Origin of the sequence: Cuniculiplasma divulgatum (assembly GCF_900083515.1) — an archaeon.
GTDB lineage: Archaea > Thermoplasmatota > Thermoplasmata > Thermoplasmatales > Thermoplasmataceae > Cuniculiplasma > Cuniculiplasma divulgatum.
On the sequence record NZ_LT671858.1, the window covers coordinates 162113 to 181576 of the forward strand.

The 19464-nt window shown below is 37.7% G+C and carries 24 protein-coding genes and 1 tRNA gene; 8 read left to right on the top strand and 17 right to left on the bottom strand.

Annotation, left to right across the window (positions count from 1 at the left end):
• Positions 1 to 70: 70 nt before the first annotated feature.
• The 4 genes from CSP5_RS00760 to CSP5_RS00775 all read left to right on the top strand — a co-directional run bounded on the left by CSP5_RS00760 (position 71) and on the right by CSP5_RS00775 (position 4195).
• Positions 71 to 1597 (top strand): MFS transporter, encoded by a 1527-nt coding sequence (locus tag CSP5_RS00760; protein ID WP_148689459.1) that lies wholly within the window; start codon positions 71 to 73, stop codon positions 1595 to 1597.
• A 219-nt stretch (positions 1598 to 1816) separates the two neighbouring features.
• A complete protein-coding gene (locus CSP5_RS00765; RefSeq protein WP_021789362.1) occupies positions 1817 to 2251 on the top strand; it encodes an Lrp/AsnC family transcriptional regulator in 435 nt (144 codons plus the stop codon).
• A 122-nt stretch (positions 2252 to 2373) separates the two neighbouring features.
• Entirely contained in the window at positions 2374 to 3096 is a 723-nt protein-coding gene (locus CSP5_RS00770; RefSeq protein WP_145983896.1) for a hypothetical protein, read from the top strand.
• Between the two features lie 34 nt (positions 3097 to 3130).
• Complete coding sequence (locus CSP5_RS00775; RefSeq protein ID WP_148689460.1) at positions 3131 to 4195, top strand: SLAC1 family transporter; 1065 nt, start codon at positions 3131 to 3133, stop codon at positions 4193 to 4195.
• A 331-nt stretch (positions 4196 to 4526) separates the two neighbouring features.
• Here the strand turns inward: CSP5_RS00775 and CSP5_RS00780 are convergent, their stop codons facing one another.
• From CSP5_RS00780 to CSP5_RS00835, 15 genes are all read right to left on the bottom strand, one after another.
• Positions 4527 to 5012, bottom strand: coding sequence for a GNAT family N-acetyltransferase (locus tag CSP5_RS00780; protein WP_010900802.1), 486 nt, complete (start codon positions 5010 to 5012; stop codon positions 4527 to 4529).
• The gene (locus tag CSP5_RS00785; protein WP_077076051.1) at positions 4996 to 6201 is read right to left on the bottom strand and encodes an MFS transporter; all 1206 of its coding nucleotides are present in this window, start codon (positions 6199 to 6201) and stop codon (positions 4996 to 4998) included. Before CSP5_RS00785 ends, CSP5_RS00780 begins: the two co-directional genes overlap by 17 nt.
• A gap of 19 nt (positions 6202 to 6220) precedes the next feature.
• The gene (locus CSP5_RS00790) at positions 6221 to 7330 is read right to left on the bottom strand and encodes a SagB/ThcOx family dehydrogenase (RefSeq protein WP_048161557.1); all 1110 of its coding nucleotides are present in this window, start codon (positions 7328 to 7330) and stop codon (positions 6221 to 6223) included.
• A gap of 13 nt (positions 7331 to 7343) precedes the next feature.
• A complete protein-coding gene (locus tag CSP5_RS00795; protein WP_010900799.1) occupies positions 7344 to 8405 on the bottom strand; it encodes a SagB/ThcOx family dehydrogenase in 1062 nt (353 codons plus the stop codon).
• 1120 nt (positions 8406 to 9525) lie between these two features.
• The gene (locus CSP5_RS00800; protein ID WP_021794328.1) at positions 9526 to 9744 is read right to left on the bottom strand and encodes a hypothetical protein; all 219 of its coding nucleotides are present in this window, start codon (positions 9742 to 9744) and stop codon (positions 9526 to 9528) included.
• Positions 9744 to 10082, bottom strand: coding sequence for a hypothetical protein (locus tag CSP5_RS00805; RefSeq protein WP_021794329.1), 339 nt, complete (start codon positions 10080 to 10082; stop codon positions 9744 to 9746). The genes CSP5_RS00800 and CSP5_RS00805 overlap by 1 nt, the downstream gene beginning before the upstream one ends.
• A gap of 641 nt (positions 10083 to 10723) precedes the next feature.
• Positions 10724 to 11071, bottom strand: a complete 348-nt coding sequence (locus CSP5_RS00810) for a hypothetical protein (RefSeq protein WP_021794330.1) — start codon at positions 11069 to 11071, stop codon at positions 10724 to 10726.
• Entirely contained in the window at positions 11061 to 11228 is a 168-nt protein-coding gene (locus tag CSP5_RS09645; RefSeq protein ID WP_021794331.1) for a hypothetical protein, read from the bottom strand. Before CSP5_RS09645 ends, CSP5_RS00810 begins: the two co-directional genes overlap by 11 nt.
• Positions 11229 to 11261: 33 nt before the next feature.
• Positions 11262 to 11531, bottom strand: coding sequence for a hypothetical protein (locus tag CSP5_RS00815; RefSeq protein ID WP_021794332.1), 270 nt, complete (start codon positions 11529 to 11531; stop codon positions 11262 to 11264).
• Complete coding sequence (locus CSP5_RS00820; protein ID WP_021794333.1) at positions 11528 to 11815, bottom strand: hypothetical protein; 288 nt, start codon at positions 11813 to 11815, stop codon at positions 11528 to 11530. Before CSP5_RS00820 ends, CSP5_RS00815 begins: the two co-directional genes overlap by 4 nt.
• Complete coding sequence (locus tag CSP5_RS09650; RefSeq protein ID WP_021794334.1) at positions 11812 to 11985, bottom strand: hypothetical protein; 174 nt, start codon at positions 11983 to 11985, stop codon at positions 11812 to 11814. Before CSP5_RS09650 ends, CSP5_RS00820 begins: the two co-directional genes overlap by 4 nt.
• Positions 11982 to 12122: a hypothetical protein gene (locus CSP5_RS09655; RefSeq protein WP_021794335.1), complete on the bottom strand. Its 141-nt coding sequence runs from the start codon at positions 12120 to 12122 to the stop codon at positions 11982 to 11984. Before CSP5_RS09655 ends, CSP5_RS09650 begins: the two co-directional genes overlap by 4 nt.
• Entirely contained in the window at positions 12119 to 12823 is a 705-nt protein-coding gene (locus CSP5_RS00825) for a hypothetical protein (protein ID WP_021794336.1), read from the bottom strand. The genes CSP5_RS09655 and CSP5_RS00825 overlap by 4 nt, the downstream gene beginning before the upstream one ends.
• Complete coding sequence (locus CSP5_RS00830; protein ID WP_077076053.1) at positions 12820 to 14679, bottom strand: ATP-binding protein; 1860 nt, start codon at positions 14677 to 14679, stop codon at positions 12820 to 12822. Before CSP5_RS00830 ends, CSP5_RS00825 begins: the two co-directional genes overlap by 4 nt.
• A 2-nt stretch (positions 14680 to 14681) precedes the next feature.
• Positions 14682 to 14870 (bottom strand): hypothetical protein, encoded by a 189-nt coding sequence (locus tag CSP5_RS00835; RefSeq protein WP_172399368.1) that lies wholly within the window; start codon positions 14868 to 14870, stop codon positions 14682 to 14684.
• Between the two features lie 208 nt (positions 14871 to 15078).
• On the opposite strand from CSP5_RS00835, the gene CSP5_RS00840 reads away from it, so the two are divergent.
• Complete coding sequence (locus CSP5_RS00840; protein WP_162053233.1) at positions 15079 to 15372, top strand: hypothetical protein; 294 nt, start codon at positions 15079 to 15081, stop codon at positions 15370 to 15372.
• Here the strand turns inward: CSP5_RS00840 and CSP5_RS00845 are convergent.
• Both CSP5_RS00845 and CSP5_RS00850 read right to left on the bottom strand, forming a co-directional pair.
• Positions 15369 to 16652, bottom strand: coding sequence for a site-specific integrase (locus CSP5_RS00845; protein WP_148689461.1), 1284 nt, complete (start codon positions 16650 to 16652; stop codon positions 15369 to 15371). The two genes, CSP5_RS00840 and CSP5_RS00845, sit on opposite strands and share 4 nt — an antisense overlap.
• A gap of 50 nt (positions 16653 to 16702) precedes the next feature.
• Positions 16703 to 16774, bottom strand: a tRNA-Val gene (locus tag CSP5_RS00850).
• A gap of 206 nt (positions 16775 to 16980) precedes the next feature.
• On the opposite strand from CSP5_RS00850, the gene CSP5_RS00855 reads away from it, so the two are divergent.
• From CSP5_RS00855 to CSP5_RS00865, 3 genes are all read left to right on the top strand, one after another.
• Positions 16981 to 17826, top strand: a complete 846-nt coding sequence (locus CSP5_RS00855; RefSeq protein ID WP_021789338.1) for an isoaspartyl peptidase/L-asparaginase — start codon at positions 16981 to 16983, stop codon at positions 17824 to 17826.
• 100 nt (positions 17827 to 17926) lie between these two features.
• Complete coding sequence (locus tag CSP5_RS00860) at positions 17927 to 18985, top strand: NAD(P)-dependent glycerol-1-phosphate dehydrogenase (protein WP_021789337.1); 1059 nt, start codon at positions 17927 to 17929, stop codon at positions 18983 to 18985.
• 18 nt (positions 18986 to 19003) lie between these two features.
• Positions 19004 to 19456 (top strand): UPF0179 family protein, encoded by a 453-nt coding sequence (locus tag CSP5_RS00865; RefSeq protein WP_021789336.1) that lies wholly within the window; start codon positions 19004 to 19006, stop codon positions 19454 to 19456.
• The last annotated feature ends 8 nt before the right edge of the window (positions 19457 to 19464 follow it).

Genomic DNA, 19464 nt, shown 5'->3' on the forward strand with positions numbered 1-19464 from the left:
TTATCATTTATTAGTCTCTGTATGTCTATATATTTTATATATACTATTAAGAAAATCTATAAGGAAAATCATGCAATCTACTTCTATCGGGAACGGGATGGAAAATAATATTCTTGGAGGTCTAGATAATTCAGGTCTTAGAAGAGGTCATGTCAAGACAATGTTTGTAGCAGGTATGGGATTCTTTACAGATGCCTATTTACTGTTTGTTCTTACTGTAGCAAGTCCAATACTAGCATCAACCTATGGTTTCAATCTGGTAGCAATAAAGGGAACAACCAATCTTCTAGGATTTCAGGTTCTTAATATTCAGATAATAGAAGGTCTGATCTCATCAGCGGTACTGTTTGGAGCATTCTTTGGAGCAATGGTATTTGGACATATTGCAGATAGATATGGAAGGAAGAAAATCTATGGTTTAGAACTTAGTATCATGATAATATTTACGATCCTTTCCGCTCTTTCGGTTAATTACCCAATGCTCATAATAACAAGATTCATTGTTGGTATAGGTGTTGGTGGAGATTACCCAATAAGTTCAACAATAATGAGTGAGTATTCAAGCAGTAAACACAGGGGCAAACTGGTAAGCATGGTATTTGCAATGCAGGGATTCGGTCTTGTATCCGGTGCTTTGGTAGGACTCGGATCAATATACATACTTCCAATAGCAGATTCATGGAGACTAATGCTCGCCTTCGGTGCAATACCAGCAATATATGTGGTATATCTGAGAAGAAAGCTGATGGAAACACCAAGATTCTCATTACAGGTCGAGGGAAACAAGGGTGCAGCTGAAAAAGCAATCTCAACAATAACTGGTGTTGGTGCTGGTTCAGTAGATCAGACCATAACAAAGGTAAAGAAATTGAGCAGTAAAGATTATATGCATTCACTGAGAAAGTACCTAATATTTGTGCTAGGAACCACAATTTCCTGGTTCATATTCGATATGGCTTTTTACGGAACCACATTAAATAATGGATTCATACTTCAACAGATAGGATATGGTTCTTCTGCTTCCCTTAGAACTACCATATTCAACACTGCAATAGGTGATACAATACTGGCAGGTGCTTTTGCACTTCCAGGATACTGGATATCGGTTGGGTTGATAGACAAAGCCGGAAGGAGGTTGCTTCAATGGTTAGGATTTGCGGTGATGGCTATTTCCTACATTGTACTTGGTTTTGAATACTCATTCCTTAAAACCGATATTGATCTCTTCATAATGGTCTTTGGAGTATCATACCTGTTTGGAAACATAGGTCCAAACACAACAACATTCATCCTTCCAACAGAACTCTTCCCAACAAAAATAAGATCTACAGCCCATGGAATTGCAGCATCAATTGCAAAACTTGGTGCTGGAATATTTACATTCCTTTTCCTTATACTTGGAACAGCACTTGGAAATGGTGGTGAATTCGAGCTACTTGGAGCAATGGCAGCTATAGGAGCAGTTGTAACATTGCTGACAATACGTGAAACAAAGGGATTGAGTCTGGAAGTATCATCAGAAGATCCTGCAGAAGGCGTTTGGGATTTTAAGCCAAATCAGCCAATATCTGTAGAATCTGCAACTAAGGGTCAATAACAATTGATCACAAAAATTTAGAGCAATACTAAAATTTAAAATATTTATAGTTTTTTGAAACATTCTTGAAGTGTTAAGTCTCATTTAAATTTTAAAATTATATACCATTTACCAGAAACAACGTCACTCTCAATAGTAGTATTCATTACAAATATGTGCACTATTATTCCCTAATCAGAAACTGGAAATCACTATATATGCAAACTATATGTTCTGTTAATGAAACCCTTCAAACTTGATCAACTCGATCTGGATATCATAGAGATAATGGAGGAAGACTGTTCACTGACATATAACGATATCGCAGAAAGAACAGGAAAGAATCTCTGGACAGTAAGGGACAGGATGGTACTTTTGAAACAGAGAGGTATAGTAAAGGGATGCAGGGGTGATATAGATTACACAAAGCTAGGCATGGGATGCAAGGCATACATATCATTCAACATTCCGGCTGAGAAAATAGATGAATTTGTATCCTTTGTAAAAGGAGAAAAGAGGATCAAGAAACTCACAATTACCACAGGTTCGAGGAGATTCAGCATACATATTATTGGGGAAGAATGCGGTGAAATAAGGAATTATGCCAGAAAAATACTTCCAGCATTTGGTGTATATGACGTGGACTTTGAGGTTATACTGGATGAAGTACCATAGATACACAGAAGTGCGTCACAAAATTACATGAATGAATCAAAACACAATTTTTGTTTAAATTCAAATCAATAATGAAATTTTTTGCCAGACATTACTTAGTACAAATAACACATCCTTTGATCATGACAGACGAAATGGAAGAAATAGAAAGATTTGCAAAGTCGACTCTTGGAGGAATGCCAGAAGTTATAAAGCTGCTCGGCCACCATAACGTGGAACTGGCCAAGGAACAGTTCAGAGAGAATAATGAAATGTATCTCGGGAGAAAGTATGTTCAGAAAAAAACACTGGCTCTAATGGCGATGTCAGTATCACTATCAAATGGTCAGGAAAGCTCCGCCATGATACATTTCAAGCTTGCTCAGAATTTTGGGGCTGAAATGTTGGAGATACTGGATTCCATAAAAGTTGCAAAAATGGTTGTAATGGCTTCAACAATGTCAGTAATGACTGCAATATTACCAGTTGTACAGAAAAGGAATGTGAAAGCATCGGACGATGTTGAAATAAAGAAGATACTGGCCAAGATCCAGTCAGAATCACACATGGAATCTCTTCCGGAAGATCTCGTATCACTCGCTTCAATTTCATTTGGACTTTTGGATGAACATCTGAAGGAGAAGTCAGAGTTACTTTCACCGTTTATAATGAGCCAGAAAGATGTCTTTCTTATAGCATTTGCAGATGCTGTTTCTATAAGATACCCAGAATGTGCAAAGGTGTATCTATCACAGTTCTTTATAAAGGGAGGAACAGAGAAGGAAATGGAAGATGCACTGTTTCTTACAAGATTCATAACAGGGAACAGAACACTTACTTCCGCTACGGGGATACTGAAATGGTAAACTGCAAACACGATTATATTCTGAGGGAATGAAAATGAGGAAAAGTACACTAAATATGTTTGGGTCAGAGTGGTTCGGGATAGCCATATCAACTTTGGCTCTTTCACAGATATATATTCTTTCATATGGAGAAACAGGAAATGTATGGTATAATTACCTTGCTGAGGCGTTTTCCATAACAGGAATCATCCTATTTCTTGTAATCCTGGTAATATGGATTATACGTGGGCTCGCTATAAGGGATAAGGTGTTTACCCACTGGAACAATCTTACGAGGCTGAGTTTTGTAGCACTCATCCCGATTATAGGTTTTGTGGCTAATTATCAGTTGATATATTTCTTTGGCCTTTCCGGATGGTCAGCAGATCTATCCGTCCTGAACTTCTATGGTGAGTACCTCTTTGCACTTATTATTGGTGTTCTGCTTGGTTATCGACTATACACAAAGGAAATCAATCCCAGGGAAATGAACTATGCAATTGTGATCCCACCCCTTGCAATAGGAACAAGTGTTTTTCTTGCGACACCTCTCATGAAGTATTTTGGAGGTTTTGAAGCACAATCTATGTATTTTCTCGTCCTGATGGGACTTGGTATATTCTTCTTTCTGTACATATTTATAGGTTCGCTCGCATTATCCGGGCACGTAACTACCAAGGTTCATGATACACTCCCAACCACGATGCTTCCAGTGGGTATTGCAAGTCTAATAATCATAAATATATTCACAATTTCAGGGTTCAAAGTAATAGGCAATATCTCCCTTTCAGCATCCACAGTAGAACTTGTTTCTATATTGCTATGGGGATTTGAAGTCTGGAACTTTTTGGTGGTTCTTATACTTATATTCACTAAACCATCAAGAGGAACACTCAGTGTCTGGGCATATGGATTTCCTCTTGGTCTTTTTGCAACATCCACAATGAAAATATTTGATTTCACAAGTTATTCTGCACTGCTCTGGGCATTTATTGGAATATCAGCTGCACTGAATATACTGTGGGTTTACGCATGGATCAACACTGTCTCATTCATTAGATCAAAGTTGAGGGAAGAGGTTAGGGAAAAAAATGCAACTGTATCGGGAAGGATCGAATGACATTCTTCCATCTTTACTATTTAATCATTCAAAATTCATATTGATTTGAAAGTAGAAGAGTTTCTCTCAAAAAGCTTTTCACCAGCTTAGAAAAACAATATGAAATAATTCCGAATTCTTTCTAATAATTACAAATCAAAGATTTTTTATTTTTGTGTAAAGTACAATAGAAATGGGCCCGACCGAGCCCGTTTAAACTTTTAAGCAAATCCTGTAATATTAGAGATAGGTAGAGTCCCATTTACAACTGTAAGCAAGTCTTCTTTTGTATGAGTAACATGGTGTCCATTAAATGAACATATGAATTTGGCCCAGAAGAATTTTCTATAAATTATGATTCGTATTTTTTTTCCATTATAAAATCGCTTCCATCAGTATCCTCAACCTTGAATCCGTTCTTATAATAGAACGAAAATCCCACAGAATTTTGTCTGTGAACATATAGTCTGCATTCCAGAATACCTTTTTTCTTCATAATTTTCTCTGCCTCTAACAGTAATGTTTTTCCAATCTTCTTGTGCGTGTATTCCGGTTTAAGATATAAGCGAAGTAATTCAGCTTTATTAGCAATAATCTTCAATTCAATAAATCCAATTAACGTCGAATCTGCAAAAGCTCCGAGGAATAATATATCAAGGTTAGATTGAGATCTTACTATTTCATTTAGCAGTTTTTCCTTAGAATATTTCTCCCTTATCCAACTCTCGATATATTCCTCACTGTATATGCCTGCGTAAGTCCATTTCCATGATTCTCTAGCAACTTCAATCAGAGTTTCTAGATCCTCAATAGATAATTTCCTAATTTCTATGGACATGGGTAATTGTTCGCCTCCAAATAATTATTAATATTATTGCTAGTGAAAAGGTTGAAATTAAGAAAAATGTATTATGATAGCCAGTAAACTGCACCAAAATTCCGGTTATTGGTGCAGACAAAAATGTTAAGCCAGTAGCAAGGCTATTATAATAACCTTGAATTGTTCCCGTTATCTCTTCAGGAACATTATTTTGAATTCCGGAGAAAATTATAATTTCACTAACCCCAATAGATATCCCAATTATAAACATAGGCAGAAGAACGTATATAAATTGAGTAATGTAACTTAGTGCTATAAGCATTACCGCCAATACAGCTATTGACCAAAAGACTCTGTTCAATCTCGGAAATCCTTCCTTTCTTTCTAAAAAGGATCCTATGGAAATCCCTAACGTAAGTATAAGATATATAACAGAGAGGTACAACGCTGGTAGTTGGAATATTCTAACCACCATTACAGTAGTCAAAACTCCAAACATACCGAATATAAAATTAACCAGAAATCCCTCTGTAAAAAGGACTAAAACTATTGGAGATTTTCTTATAAAGTTCAAAGGGTCACTTAACTTTCTAGCACCAGCCTTTAGCTGGTGTCTTTTAGGTTCTTCGTAAACTTTGATGAGAGAAATTGGGATTGTTGAGGTCAGGTAAATAAGTAATACAAATATTAATGTAAACGTTACTCCTGTTGAAATTAAAAAGCCTACTAAAATGTAACCTAATCCTTCTGAAATGTTGTATAAAATATTTGAAAAAGCCCTGTATCTTTTTACTTTCTCTCCTTCTTTTAAGAATTTCTTTATCCAGACTGCTCTAACGGAGTTAATAAAATCAGATGTCAGTCCAACCGAAAATGCGAACAAGAATAGAAAGATAATAAGGAACGCTTTTTGGTTAAAGAGAAAAGTGAATAATAAAGGCACCACTGAACAAGCCCGAATAAGAGAAAACAGGATTGCTATAAATTTTTTATGTATACTATTATCCACAAAAGAGCCCACAGCAAAGCTCAAAAATAATGGTAACGTAACAAGTCCGTCGGCAATTCCAGTATAGACCGGGGAATGCGTGACCGTAAAAGAGACCCACAGAATGCTAATATAAAAGATGGCAGTAGCTATTCGAGATAGAGAAATACTTGAAGCAGTAAACATATAGTTTCTAATATCGCGGTTCATATTAGTCATAAATAATTTACATTAAATTTTAAATCTCATTAACCCATTGCAAGTTTAATATGTTGCTGGAGGTGTTGTCCATAAGTAAAGAAGGTGAAGGTTTTTTTCCGACCGTTATCGTATACAATACAAATTGTTTGTTCCTTTTCAAACTAAGCATCTTGTCAAATGAAGAATCTCTAGTTGCGGGTGTTGGTAACGAACCAAACCCCATTCGCTCCGCTTCAAATATCAATCTCTGAGCTATTCTTCCCGCTTCTATGAATATGTTTCTAAGTGCCCTTTCATGCCTATATCTCCATTGGTATTGTTCAAAATCAGTAACGAAAAGGATAGTAAAATTAGCTGTTTTTGGTGCTTGATGCCACCATAAATTATGTATCATCTCCTCTCTAAAATCTCCAGACTTTAATTCGGAAAGGAAATGGTCCTTTACGTCATAAAGGTATATTCCATTTTGTAAGTGATTAATATTATAGGCAATCACGTAAAAATCAAATTCTGTTCCATGGCTTGCAAAATAATCTAAAGGGTCTTCATAACTGAGGTTTCTAACGTGCCTAACTCTTGAAAGAGCATTCCATAAAATACTAGAAAAATCCTCTAGTTTCATTGATTCATTTTGAAAAATTCTGGTCGTTCTTCTGCCTAAGAGTACATTTTTTAAGTTTACCTCTTCTAGACCTACATTTTTAGGTATTGGCATTTTAATTTTTGTAAATTCGAGGGATTCGACAATCCTATCCGGCAAACTATTTTCACTTAAATATGCATTTATCAAACCTCTTCTTAGGTCTCCTGAATAATCTTCATCGTCAATGAATTTCACCTTTTTAGACCACACATAATAAATTAATGAATCGTACCATCCTCTTTTAAACCAATGTAAGATGCTATCCAAGTTCTCTGTTTCTGGCTCCTCGTTTGTATTAATTAAAAACCCTATTTCTCTTAAATATGAAAAAATGGTTAAATCAGAATTTCCCATTTGATTAAATAAAAGAAATTCTATGAATGCGTCTAATTTAATTTTTATTCTCTTATAAAGTAAAGGATTTGAAATTATAAGTCTAGATGGTTCAGTAAAATTATCAATAGTTGTCAATTCTTTCCATTTAATATTTTCAAGTGTTTTCAAAACTTCATCTCCTCTAGTTTCCTATAGCCATAGATGCCATATAGCCTTCTTTCAATGGGCTTAATCCTAGAAATTTTTCTATCCCTTCATCATTAGCTGAATATTGAACTAAATACTTATATCCTAACTTTTCACATATGATTTCAGTTGTCGCCGCTAAATGTCCCACGTCCATATGTATAGTTCGGAAAGTCCTAGGTTCTCGATATCTATACATATTTCTCTCAAATATACTGGTAAATATTAAGATTAAATCAACATGAAAATCGGGTCGCACATATGTTGTAGGAAAAAGAAGTCTTAGGTCATCTGGGTCTGTTCCACCAATTTTTATTTGTTCAAGTTTGGAATCTTTAACAGAAATGTGGTACCACCCAGACTCCAAACCTTCCACATTTATCGCTACAATGTATGTCTCAGTAGGATGTCTGGACCCCCCGGATGGACTGGTTCTCAATATTAGTGGGTCTCCATTCCAATAAACTCTTAAGCTCCCAACTCTTGTATAACCAAGTGATGCCATCGTAAGCAAATCGGCAAAATTGACACATTTTTGCTTAGAGGTATTAGTTTCTCGTATTTTCACCTCTGTAGCTTTGGGGATGTCATACGAAACCTGCGAATTATATTCCTTATATCTGTTAGAATCAATTTCTTGACTACTATAATTAATCATCCGTTGTTTTGCAACATAATCCTCGATAAAGGGATAATCATAAGACACTAGATGATAAAGTAACGCCATATACCAATTATGTTTATACCAATTATCAAACTCTAAACCAAACACTTCATTAGAACCATCCATTTCTTGTTTAACTTCCAGTAAAAGGTCAGTTGCCATAAGTTTTTTCAGTCCAAGATGAATAAGCTCATTTTTGATTCCATATTTCTCATAAAAGAAATCTAGAATATCTCCCACAGTATGTGGAATTTTGCAATATAAAAGTATTGCCAAAGTTGGAGAACTTACCTTATAATTTCTTTTAGTGACCCAATTCCTAACAATCCATAGATCCCCAACAATCCTATCTGGTGGATATATTAGAATTTCGGAAACTGATTTAACCTTCATTAATTATAATTACTATTACAATGTAATAAGCTTATGTAGTAACAAAAACTAAATAATCTTTAAATAAGATTATTCAAATTGAAATTTGGAGGTGAAAAAATGACTGATGCGGATTTTGTGGTTGAGGAAGTAAGTTTGGACATGCCAGCCGCCAAGCAAAATGGGGGATAATGAAACAATAATCACTATTTTTTATACTTTTTTATTTTTTTGAAAATCAAGAAATGGAGTAAGTAAACATTTTTTAAGATATGATTTTTCCGAGTCGGACTATCATACTTGTGTCAGTAATGGGGTTTTATTTTCTCATAAAAATAGGGACCAAACCACCCTTATTCTTGTTCAAACTTCTTTTGAAGAAGTTTGTCGCAAAGGAAAGCCCGTATTATTAAATCTGAAATTTTAAGGGCTTTCCTGCGAACCCCCTCCTCCGCCGAGCGTAGCAGGTCTGAACGAAGTGAAGACCCGAAGTGTCCCGAAGGGACACGTAGCCCACACGTGCATAGCACGGGTGGGTGCGAAGCACAGGGCACGGGGGGTCGGTGGACAGCCCGAAGGGCTGGACAAATCAGGATAATAGGCTGTTGCGAAGCAACAAGTGAACGCCGAAGGCGTACACGTGCCTATACCTGATTAGACCTCCGAGACGAGCGAAGGCAAAAAGAGGGGGGGAATTTGTGAGCGAAGCGAACAAAGGAGGGGTGAATTTTTGCCGTAGCGAAAGCCAAATCCTCCGTTCAGGAGGTTGGCGTGTCGCAGAGTGCCCTGTGCTTCGCACTTGTGCGTAGCGAGGCGGGGGCTTATTGCTCTTGTGGACTTCTCACGAGAAGTCCGTAATTATAGTTCTTGTAGACTTCTTTCAAGAAGTCTGAAATAAAAAGTAAAAGGAAATAAGGAGGGCATTAAGCGCCCCGTGTATTGACACACGGGGGCACGTGTGGCTCTCACGTGCTAAGCTTACGTGGTCGTTTAGCTGGTCTTTTACTAACGTAATGTCTGTTGGATACTCTGCTGGCTGATAGTGTGAGCCATTTCCTGCACTTCGGACAATACCAATTCTCCGTTTCCTCTAACTGACATAATGGCGTTCCGCAAAACATACACTTTATTCTGTATTCCTTCATTTCATTGCCTCCTTCCGCATTGCTTCATATTGCTCTGTCTTGGCCTTTAACTGCCGTTCTAACTGCTCTATTTTCGTGTGTGGGTCTACATATCCTTTATTCTCCTTATATTGCGATATGAGAAAATTCAGGACACGTGATAACTCCTTGTGCTTTGTGAGTTCCTCCACGAATTCCACGTTTTCTGGCTCTATATGAAATGTAGTTATGTGCATCACTTACTCACCTCTGCCTTGTGCAATATGATTGCCTTGTAGTAGCTGTTCCCTGATTTCCTGCTAATGAGTTTATCCAATACGAAAAAGGTATCAGGTTTTAGATAGCCTAAATCGTATTGCTCGTTCAATACTGATGAGCCATAGAAAGATACAATCTGTCCGTCAGAAGTCCGTTTTGCGTAATAGATATATAGCTCTGCCTCCTGACCTTCCCTTTCTATTTTCGTTTTTTCTACACTTGAGAGTTGTAGCTCCTCTCCTATGAGAACGTCCTTTTCCACTTGTAGCATACCTTCGGTATGCTTTTGTTCGTCTGTGTTTTCTTGTTCAGCCATTCAATCACAATAATATTGGGTAGAAAAGATATAATAAGGTATCTGCAATGAATATTGAAGCAAAGTAAAAGATAGTCATATTACTTGGAATATAGCTGAAAAGAAATGCACAATGTAAGATATGGATATATATTTATATCTTGATGTTCATATATTATATACGGGCATATTCTCGGTTATATAACTTGGAATAATTAAAAGGGAATGGTGAGCAAAATATAAAAGCACCACGAAAACAATAGATTTTTTGTTGTTGTTTCTATCCGTTCGTCTGTGCTGGTTTCTCTGTTCGCAATATAGCGTTTAGACGCTTTTTTTGCTGTTCTTCCTCCTCACACATAGGGCAACACTCCTTGAGCCTTGAGCCGATAAGGAATAGATGGCCTCTTTGGTGTATGTGTATTAGAGGGTATATTTCTTGCATTTTGCCACCATAAATATAACGAAAAATAGGATATAAACTTTATCGGGGAAACGTGGCGGTGGCAAAGCCACGCTCCCTAAGAAATCGTTATTTTCGCAACAACGAGCTTAAAAAGAGGGTGGTGTGCATACATTCTACGCATAGCCCTGAATTATTGACCGCTGTTATCCCTGCTTCCTCGTCATCTATCCTGACCTTGCATATTCTACACTTCATTTCATCGCCTTAACAAATGTCCTAAGCGTTCCTTATCGTATTCTTGCATTTCCTCTTTGCTGGCTCTTTCCAATACGACAACGTCCTCTTTTCCGTATTTTGCGTATGAGAACTTAATGTATTGTGCCTCTGCACAACTGCCGTCCCGATATACAGGATAATATATGCCTATTCCCTCCCTCTCGCCATAGCGTATCTCGGAAAATACAGAAGGAGTAAAAAGCTCCTTTTCAATCGTAATCACTGACCCTGCTCCAAAAGATAACAAAGTGTGTAATTCATTTTCCGTCCGCCATTTCATCGTTTTTATGTCGTTTTTTCTCTCCTTCCCATTTCTTTCAGCTTCCATTTTTCTCACCTATAAAGTGTGAAATCCTTGCGTGATACCTTCCTTTTTTGTGTTCCTTAACGTGCAAGACTACGTGCTTTCTCCTTCCCTCCTCGAACCATTCTATTGTTATGAGAAAACTAATCAGTTTTCCCTTCGGTGCATTGGGTATTTTCATACTCTCACTTATTATATTTGAAAAGATAGATATTTATAGATTTACCTCCATTTCCTCTGTCTTAAGAACTACAATAATTCTGATGAAATATGAGCATACAGCTATTGCAATGAAAGACCAAAGAAAAGTAATTCCAATTAATTCAATCCACATTCCTGTAATAGACGCTGGGCTATTCGTTGTAGCGTCCTGCACGGATACACGAACAATAATCATTAGGAAAGCCAGAAAATATGTAAAGAAAACTGCAAAAATAGAGATAATAAGCTTAAGCCACGCAATCTCTTTTTTTTCTGATTTCAAAAGATGGCAATTTCCTCGCCTCCCTCGTCAATACGGATTTTCGGTTTCCTAAATAGACGATATTCTATCTCTACCCTACTTCCTGATTTCCTGCCTATTACTGCACTATTGGGGTGTTCATATTTGATTTGTGCCAATTCCTGTCTGAATTCACGATACATATTTTGTTGCATTGCCATAACCGATAATACAGGATTGTGTCCGTATTCTGCGTTCCTTGCCCTCTTTTTTAGCTCTCGTAATTCATTCACATTAACGGCTTCCATTTCCATTATCTCGCTCATTCTTTATCACCTCCTTTCCGAGTCTCTTTCCCCTGCTTATTTACCGCTTTCTCAATTTCACGATATACTATGTCGTCTATTTGCTCTCCCAGCATATTAATGCGGTTAGCTTCCCGCTCCTCGCAAAGTATCTCTCTTATTTTTATCTTTGTTTTGTAATCTAAATTCATTTTTTAACCTCCTCCTCGTCTTCTTCCTTATAGCCTGCCGTCCACTTTACAAAATCATCTAATGCGTCTGTCCTCTTCTTATTATCTTTCTGCATCTTCTTTATCTGACGGTTCAAGAACCAATCTCTTATGCTCATTCATTATCACCTCCTTGCGTGAGCTTCGCTCTTTCTTCGGGGGTCGTCCCGCTCTTTGCTTTCAGCTTCTCTAACTCAGTCTGATATTCTCGAATTTTCTCATTAGCCAATTTCCTTCCCTCCTCTGTTGTTGCTTGAGCATACTTCTGTTGCCATAAATTCAGTAATCGTGCCAATTCCTCTTTAGTGTGTATCATTACAGGCTCTCTTTCTGCCGTTTCGTTGCCTGGCTCTTCTTCTTTTGATTTAAATTTTTTCTCGTATTTTTTCCTCGCTCTATCCTCTGGTGAAGTCCAATATGTTCTTGTAAGCAAAGCGTGGATTGGTGGATATAAGTCAAAATACCAAACCACGTCAATAATTAATAAACTAATACTCATAGAACTTTGCAATATCGGGTTTTCCAGAGATACCCACGAAAAAGAATAAAGCCCTGTAAAAGAAAAAGCGTAGACCATCGCTACAATACCTAAAACTTCCAAAAAAATCATAATTACAAACCAGATAATAATGTCAATAAAAGCGATGGCAAAAGAAAAAATGAGTGGGTAAAAGAGCCAATTCGGAACGAATGTGTATTGTGGTAATGTGTTCCACGGAACTTGTTGGAAAAAGATAGGAAAGTTAAAAAATATGAACAATAAGGATAGAATGATAAGCCTATGTTTATAGTTAAAATTCTGCTTCCCCACGATATTCATAGCTTTTCCTCCTGTAATTCGGGCAAAGTAAGCACTTTTACGTCTGGGTATTTCTCAACATACTTCTTTTTCTCACTCTGGTTTGGGACGATGATAATTGTTTCCTTGCCCTGTTTCTGATAATAGGCTATCCTGTCCTTGATGTCCGAGATATCGTTTTTAAGCCCTGTTTCAATCTCAAAAACATATTTATCGCTTTCAATATCTGCCGTGCTAATACCCGATGGTTGTATTTTCGGATTAATTCCCTTATGATAAATCACGTCCGCCGTTCGATTCACAAGATAAGTATGAAGCCCAGATGGATTTTCTCCGTTTCGGAAATAGATTTTTGTGTCTTTGATGTCAGGTTTATCATTTACAAATTTTACGTTATTAACTTCCTTCACGTCTATTTTCTCTAATTTTAAAAGCATCGGCAATGTCTTACGATATAAAGTTAAACGATAATTCTCTCCCTCCCCACCATATCTCTCGGCAAAACGCTTTCCCAAATCCTGTATATTTCCTGCCTGTGATAGAAATTCAAAGATAACTTTTTGATAGTCTATATCCTCCTTCCTCTCTTCCTCGGAACTCCCTTTGCCTTTGCTGTCATTATTGTTTATTGTAATCTCCTTCACGGAATATAACTTCGGTTTTGGGTTCTGCAATCTATATATTATCACATATTGGTCGGGTCTATCCTGCCCGATGTCCGTAAACTCGTAAGTAGAGAGCATTTGAGCTACAACTTGGTGGAATAAATCACTAATGGCACTTACCTCGTCTAAATTCTCCTTGCCAGATTGTTTGAAGCTGAATTGTGTTTTACAGTTATCTAATGCCTGTCCTCGCAAATCCGCTATTCTTTGAGAAGCTAGTATCATACTACCTTTTGCACCAATGAGAGCGGACATCTCTGGTATTATAGAAAACCCTGATTTTGTCAATAAATGAGCCTCGTCTATTACGAATAAAGTATTTTGCCTCTTGTTCCATACCTCTTTAGAGAGTTGATTAAGCAAGAACTCTGCATAGAATTTGAAAAATTGCATATCTACCTCGGTGTTCTCTGAACCCTCAAAATCAACTACACAAGTATTGGGTAATTCATAATTCAAAACATTTTCCCGATATATGATTGGCAAATTGTTCTGTATGAACTTTAATGCTCCTTTGGTAATGCTTTCACTTTCGGATTTTAGCATATCCTCCAATATCTTTTTGAAATCTTGCCAATTTTTGCTCTTTTCCGCTATCTGCTTTACCTGACCTCTGACTGTTGAAGCGGTTATGCCCTGCATACTCGCGCTGATTGGAAATGCCGTTATAAACGCCCTTGCCACTGCCTCTGGACTTATAAAAACATTAGGAACTGCTTTGTGGATATAGAGTGTAGGATAGCCTAACCTTGTGTAATCATCTGTTGCCTTAAACATAAAAATTATTTTCTTTTCTTCTGATAAGGATTGGATTAATTTATAGACCAATTGACTTTTACCTGAACGGGAAGCCCCCATAACTGCTATAATGCGATTATGTCCCTTTCTTTCGAGATATTCGTTTATGTCCATTTTCCCTTCATATATTGTTTCTCTGTCCTTCTGCCAGCCCCTCCCGCTCTCGTCCTCGTGCCACGTTAGTTTTACATCTGCAATAGCTAAAATCTCATTCTGTATTTTTTGCGGGCTCACAAACTGCGCTCTCCATAGAATACTCAAAACAATACAAAAAATAATCCAACTCGTTATTACTGCCCCTACCAAAGACACGGGTATTAGAAGTATAGCCACGAGTAAAGCGAATAAGCCTGCCACACTCACAACTGCGACACGTCCGTGTTTACGTCTGGGGCGGCTAAATGCTTCCATCATAATTATATTTCACCTCCAATATTATTATGGGTTTCTCTATCCAGCAAATCCATCAAAATAGCGGTTGCACCGACAAGCTCCTCTCCTGAAACCACGTCTGGCAGAGATAAGAGAATTGGTAGGATGGGGGAATTTGGGAATTTCTTAGCAAAGCTATGTTTAAGGTGTTTTATTGATGTTTTTTTAACCAAAATCAAATCAACGTGTTCGACCATACTTATCTATTTGTAATTCAATGAGAGAATATATATGGTTAATACCATTACTATACCTATGAGCATATATTTATCGTGGGTAGAATACTATTCATGTGCTTACTGCGAGGAAATCATCAATACTATGCTATCTGCTGATAAGACAATGAGTCAATATAAGATTACTAAACTTGTAAAAAGTAAAATGAACTCAAAGACCGCAATAAAACATATTGAGGATTTAATTGACGTGGGGATTATAATTGATTATGGTGGTCCTGCTCTTCGGCTTTTGGAAGATATAAAATCAGTATTTTTAGAAACATCTTATGAACCATACGGGAAACCTGCTCGGAAAGGCATATTAGATTTTTCAAATGAAAACGATGTTGAATTATTGTCAGAAATTATAAAAGCTCAACACAAGAAACGAAAAAAAAGCTATGCTTTATGGTTTGATTACGCATTCTTATATGAAAAGTGTATGAAAAAGGACTAAAACCTCAACCTCATTACCGCTTTTCCGTTCGGCAATACTGCTTCAAAGTCGTATCCATCGCTGATATATTGCTCTATTTCGTTTACAGGTATGACCTTCTGCTTCGCTCCGTTGTCGCTCATCGCACCTGCTACCTTGTCCCTTAACAACTGCTGAAAGTCCTCATTGCTCACGCTTGAAAGGTCTAACTTGTCTATCTCCTCCTGCTTGTAGCCCACTGCCGATAAGAGCTGTTGCTGTAAGAATAGCTTTGCGTTGTCCTCTGAAACATCGGATATTCTCGTTTCAAGGAATTTTAAACACTTACGATAACTTTCCCTCATCTCCTCTATCATATCTGGCGGTAGCCTCTTATTTGTGCTGTATCTTGCCTCTATATCGCCCTTATGACCCATAATAAACTGCCTCCACGGGTGCGATATTAGACCTTTGCTCTCTGCGATGTCTAACGCCGTGCTGAAATATGCCCTTAAAACGTAAGGTCTCATCTTTAGACCTGCTGTGGTTATTGCCTCCCTGATATCCCTCGTTACCAACATAGTCCGCATAAAATCATTCTTCTTTGTGCCTCTTACATCAAATTGCAACAGTGGGGATTCATAAGTTAGCTCCTCTCCGTTCTTTTTTCTCTCCTCCAAATATTCCTTGATATACGTTATACCCTCCTCTCCAATGAAAGAAAAGTATTGGTTTCTTGCCTTGCTTAGCCTTGTCTTTACCATTATTGTGGCTGGAATCTTGGTGAATTCGATTTCATCTGAAATCTTAAGCTCTTTAATATCGCCTAATCGTAATCCATCTGTGCCCTCGTAATTACCCAATGTTTCGGGTCTAAAGCCTGAAAATGCCATAATAGAGATTGATACCCTGCCTCTTGATGTCGCTTTTCTTAAAAGCCTGCTCAATTCTTCCTTGCTTGGCACTCTTTCGTTGTCTAACGTTGGACTTTCGTTTTCATTTGCTATATTTACATCTAACTTTATATCGATTCCATTAAATTTAGCCCAAGACCGTAAAACCTTTTTATATCTTACAATATATGACCCTGCTTTCCCCTCTTTCTCTAATCTTCTAACAAAATCCAAGAAATTATCTCTAAACTCTAACTTTTCCATATCGGTTAGAAGTTGTTCAGGCGTAGTTTTCTCCAATTCACAATAGTAGCCTAAAGTCCTTCGGTAAACGGTTGCTGTAAGTATTGATTTAGCCTTTAGATTCTCAAACCATCTTCTTATTTTCGGGTTTTCCATTAGGTTGTCATACTTCGGTTTATAGGTCATACATCATATAGTCTAAAATCATAAATAAAGTATTCGTTTAATACTTAAAGTGGGCCCGACCGGATTCGAACCGGTGACCTCCTCCGTGTCAGGGAGACATCATACCGCTAGACTACGAGCCCTCGTCTGTGGATGTGATTATAGATAATTAGTTTTTTTATCAATGTCACTAATTTGATGAATTGAGTAAGGATAAGTCCCTCAACATTTATTTTGGTCAGATTCACCATAAGATTTCCTGTTATAGCATTAATGTAATTGAGAAACAACCTTATTGTTTGTATATATCTTTCATCTACAATTTTATATTGAATTGATATGTGCATTAATGAGTGGTGTCATTATTGTACATGGTGGAGTTGGAGCCAAGGGAAGATCGCTGGAAGATATGAATGGTGTAGCTTCAAAAAGCAAAGATGACGATCCACTAAAAACTGTAGTGAATGCAGTAAGGTATATGGAGGATGATCAGAGATTCAATGCTGGAACAGGCTCAGTTATAAGAATAGATGGTTCCATACAGATGGATGCAGCTGTAGCTATTCCTGGTTCTTTTGGTTCAGTTATAAACATAGAGAGAGTGAAAAATCCGGTACTGGTTGCTCTCGATGTAATGGAAAAAACTCCGCACATAGCACTTGCAGGTTCAGGAGCCATAGACTTTGCAAGAAGGTCTGGCTATCCAGACTATGATCCAGTAACAGAAAAGGCTAGAGTAGCGTATAAAAAGATGGTAGACGCCATAAAGGATAAAACAAATTCTGAAGAAAGGTACTCAACAATAAAGAAACTGATAGATGATGGCCTTGTGGAAGAGCCACATGATACCGTAGGTGCAGTGGCATATGTTAATGGAAAGTTCGCCGCAGCAGTTTCTACCGGAGGAGCTTCTCCAATGATGCCTGGAAGAGTAGGGGATGTACCACTAATAGGTGCAGGAATTTACTGTGGACTTAATGGTGCAGTGGTTGCAACTGGACTGGGTGAAGAGATAGCAAAAAAGCTTCTGTGTTACAGAATTTACTCAAGAATAGGAGAGGAACCCCTTAACAGGATACTAATGGAGGAAATAGACAACATGGAGGGAAAACTTGCAGGTGTTATTGCTGTTTCAAGAAATGAGTATGGTTTTTTCTCCAATGGAGCTATGCCAATAGACACAACTCAGTTTTGATCTTTAAACTTTACAGTTATCTTATTTAAAAAGATGTGACAAATGTCATTTTTTTATGAAAATTTATATTGAAAGAATACATGAATAGCAGTCTGGGAATATGGAGTTTGATAAATTTAAATTTATGCAATTCCCACGTGATATCTACGTGGGTCACGGCGTTTTACAGAGAATCAGTGAAGTAACTGAAAAAAATCTTAGAAATGGAAGAGTTTGTATAGTAACAGGTGAAAATACAATTAAGGTTGCAGGTAAGGAAATTTCAGACATGTTGTCAGACAGCTCCATAGACAATCAGATTATAATAGCGGGAGGTGCAGACGAAACAAACCTTACAAAGGTTACAGAACTTGCAAAGGACTATGGTGCAGGAATGATCATTGGCGTTGGAGGTGGTAGCAAGATCGATCTGGCAAAGAAAACTGCATATTATCTTGGGGTACCACTCATAAGTGTACCTACGACTCCAAGCCATGATGGTATAGCATCACCGCGGGCATCCATAAAGAGGAACGGCTGGTCCGTTTCTGAAGAAGGAGTAATGCCCGTATCCATAATAGCCGATACCTCAGTCATGATAAAGGTTCCATTCAGGTACCTTTCAGCTGGAGCGGCAGACGTAATTTCAAACGAAACTGCAATAATGGACTGGAAATTAGCGAACAGAATAAAGGGGGAAGATTACAGCAGTAGTGCAGCTGCCATAGCAGAGTATGCTGCAAAGGAACTCATAGAAAAATCTCATTTAATAATGCCCGGCGTGGAAGAATCTGTCTGGCTGGTTACCAAACAGATACTTGCATCTGGCACTTCAATGGCAATAGCGGCTTCATCAAGGCCAGCGAGCGGAGGAGAGCATTTGATTGCTCACGCTCTGGATATGATGGCACCCGGAAAAGCCATTCATGGGGAACAGGTCGCACTTGGATCAATAATAACTATGTTTCTGCATGGTGGGGACTGGAAGGGCCTTGCCGAAATATATAGAAATATCGGTATTAAAACCAGGGCAAGCGACTATGGTATAAGTGATACCGTAATGGTACAGGCCGTAAGAACTGCTCACAGGATAAGACCAGAGAGATTTACGATCCTTGGAGACATGGATCTGAGTTACAGCGCTGCTGAGAATGCCCTCAAAATAACCAATATAATTTAATAAAAGAAGGGAAAGTAAATGGCAGCAAAAATATCCTTAATAGGATTAGATCAGGCGGAAGTGGGTCATGTATTCAGGTTTGTGCAACCGTTACAGACCTGTTCTGAATGCAAGATTAAAAATGTATGCTTTAATCTTGAACATGGTAAAAGATATAGAATAAAGGAAGTGAGAAAGCAACAGCATCCCTGTATGGTATTTAATCACGACAAGGTAGCAACAGTTGAGGTCGAAGAGGTGGACGAGGATCTGGTTGTTGAATATGGAAACAAGATTCAGGAAGGCTCTACATTATCACTTAAGAGCAGGAAGTGCGATCACATAACCTGCGAATTCATAGAAAAGTGTAATCTCACATACTATGGTGACGAGGTAAAATTCAATATCAGGAAAATAATGCATAAGGTAGATTGCCCGAAAGGATACAATATGAAAATGATTGAGGCAAAGCTGGTAAACGGAAAGAATTAAGAAAAATC

What these genes read in the sequence shown, in the direction of transcription:
- CSP5_RS00760 (WP_148689459.1), top strand. Translation starts at nt 71, where the DNA reads ATGCAATCTACTTCTATCGGGAACGGGATGGAAAATAATATTCTTGGA.
- CSP5_RS00765 (WP_021789362.1), top strand. Translation starts at nt 1,817, where the DNA reads ATGAAACCCTTCAAACTTGATCAACTCGATCTGGATATCATAGAGATA.
- CSP5_RS00770 (WP_145983896.1), top strand. Translation starts at nt 2,374, where the DNA reads ATGACAGACGAAATGGAAGAAATAGAAAGATTTGCAAAGTCGACTCTT.
- CSP5_RS00775 (WP_148689460.1), top strand. Translation starts at nt 3,131, where the DNA reads ATGAGGAAAAGTACACTAAATATGTTTGGGTCAGAGTGGTTCGGGATA.
- CSP5_RS00780 (WP_010900802.1), bottom strand. Translation starts at nt 5,012, where the DNA reads ATGTCCATAGAAATTAGGAAATTATCTATTGAGGATCTAGAAACTCTG.
- CSP5_RS00785 (WP_077076051.1), bottom strand. Translation starts at nt 6,201, where the DNA reads ATGACTAATATGAACCGCGATATTAGAAACTATATGTTTACTGCTTCA.
- CSP5_RS00795 (WP_010900799.1), bottom strand. Translation starts at nt 8,405, where the DNA reads ATGAAGGTTAAATCAGTTTCCGAAATTCTAATATATCCACCAGATAGG.
- CSP5_RS00800 (WP_021794328.1), bottom strand. Translation starts at nt 9,744, where the DNA reads ATGCACATAACTACATTTCATATAGAGCCAGAAAACGTGGAATTCGTG.
- CSP5_RS00805 (WP_021794329.1), bottom strand. Translation starts at nt 10,082, where the DNA reads ATGGCTGAACAAGAAAACACAGACGAACAAAAGCATACCGAAGGTATG.
- CSP5_RS00810 (WP_021794330.1), bottom strand. Translation starts at nt 11,071, where the DNA reads ATGGAAGCTGAAAGAAATGGGAAGGAGAGAAAAAACGACATAAAAACG.
- CSP5_RS09645 (WP_021794331.1), bottom strand. Translation starts at nt 11,228, where the DNA reads ATGAAAATACCCAATGCACCGAAGGGAAAACTGATTAGTTTTCTCATA.
- CSP5_RS00820 (WP_021794333.1), bottom strand. Translation starts at nt 11,815, where the DNA reads ATGAGCGAGATAATGGAAATGGAAGCCGTTAATGTGAATGAATTACGA.
- CSP5_RS09650 (WP_021794334.1), bottom strand. Translation starts at nt 11,985, where the DNA reads ATGAATTTAGATTACAAAACAAAGATAAAAATAAGAGAGATACTTTGC.
- CSP5_RS09655 (WP_021794335.1), bottom strand. Translation starts at nt 12,122, where the DNA reads ATGAGCATAAGAGATTGGTTCTTGAACCGTCAGATAAAGAAGATGCAG.
- CSP5_RS00825 (WP_021794336.1), bottom strand. Translation starts at nt 12,823, where the DNA reads ATGAATATCGTGGGGAAGCAGAATTTTAACTATAAACATAGGCTTATC.
- CSP5_RS00830 (WP_077076053.1), bottom strand. Translation starts at nt 14,679, where the DNA reads ATGATGGAAGCATTTAGCCGCCCCAGACGTAAACACGGACGTGTCGCA.
- CSP5_RS00840 (WP_162053233.1), top strand. Translation starts at nt 15,079, where the DNA reads ATGAACTCAAAGACCGCAATAAAACATATTGAGGATTTAATTGACGTG.
- CSP5_RS00845 (WP_148689461.1), bottom strand. Translation starts at nt 16,652, where the DNA reads ATGACCTATAAACCGAAGTATGACAACCTAATGGAAAACCCGAAAATA.
- CSP5_RS00855 (WP_021789338.1), top strand. Translation starts at nt 16,981, where the DNA reads ATGAGTGGTGTCATTATTGTACATGGTGGAGTTGGAGCCAAGGGAAGA.
- CSP5_RS00860 (WP_021789337.1), top strand. Translation starts at nt 17,927, where the DNA reads ATGGAGTTTGATAAATTTAAATTTATGCAATTCCCACGTGATATCTAC.
- CSP5_RS00865 (WP_021789336.1), top strand. Translation starts at nt 19,004, where the DNA reads ATGGCAGCAAAAATATCCTTAATAGGATTAGATCAGGCGGAAGTGGGT.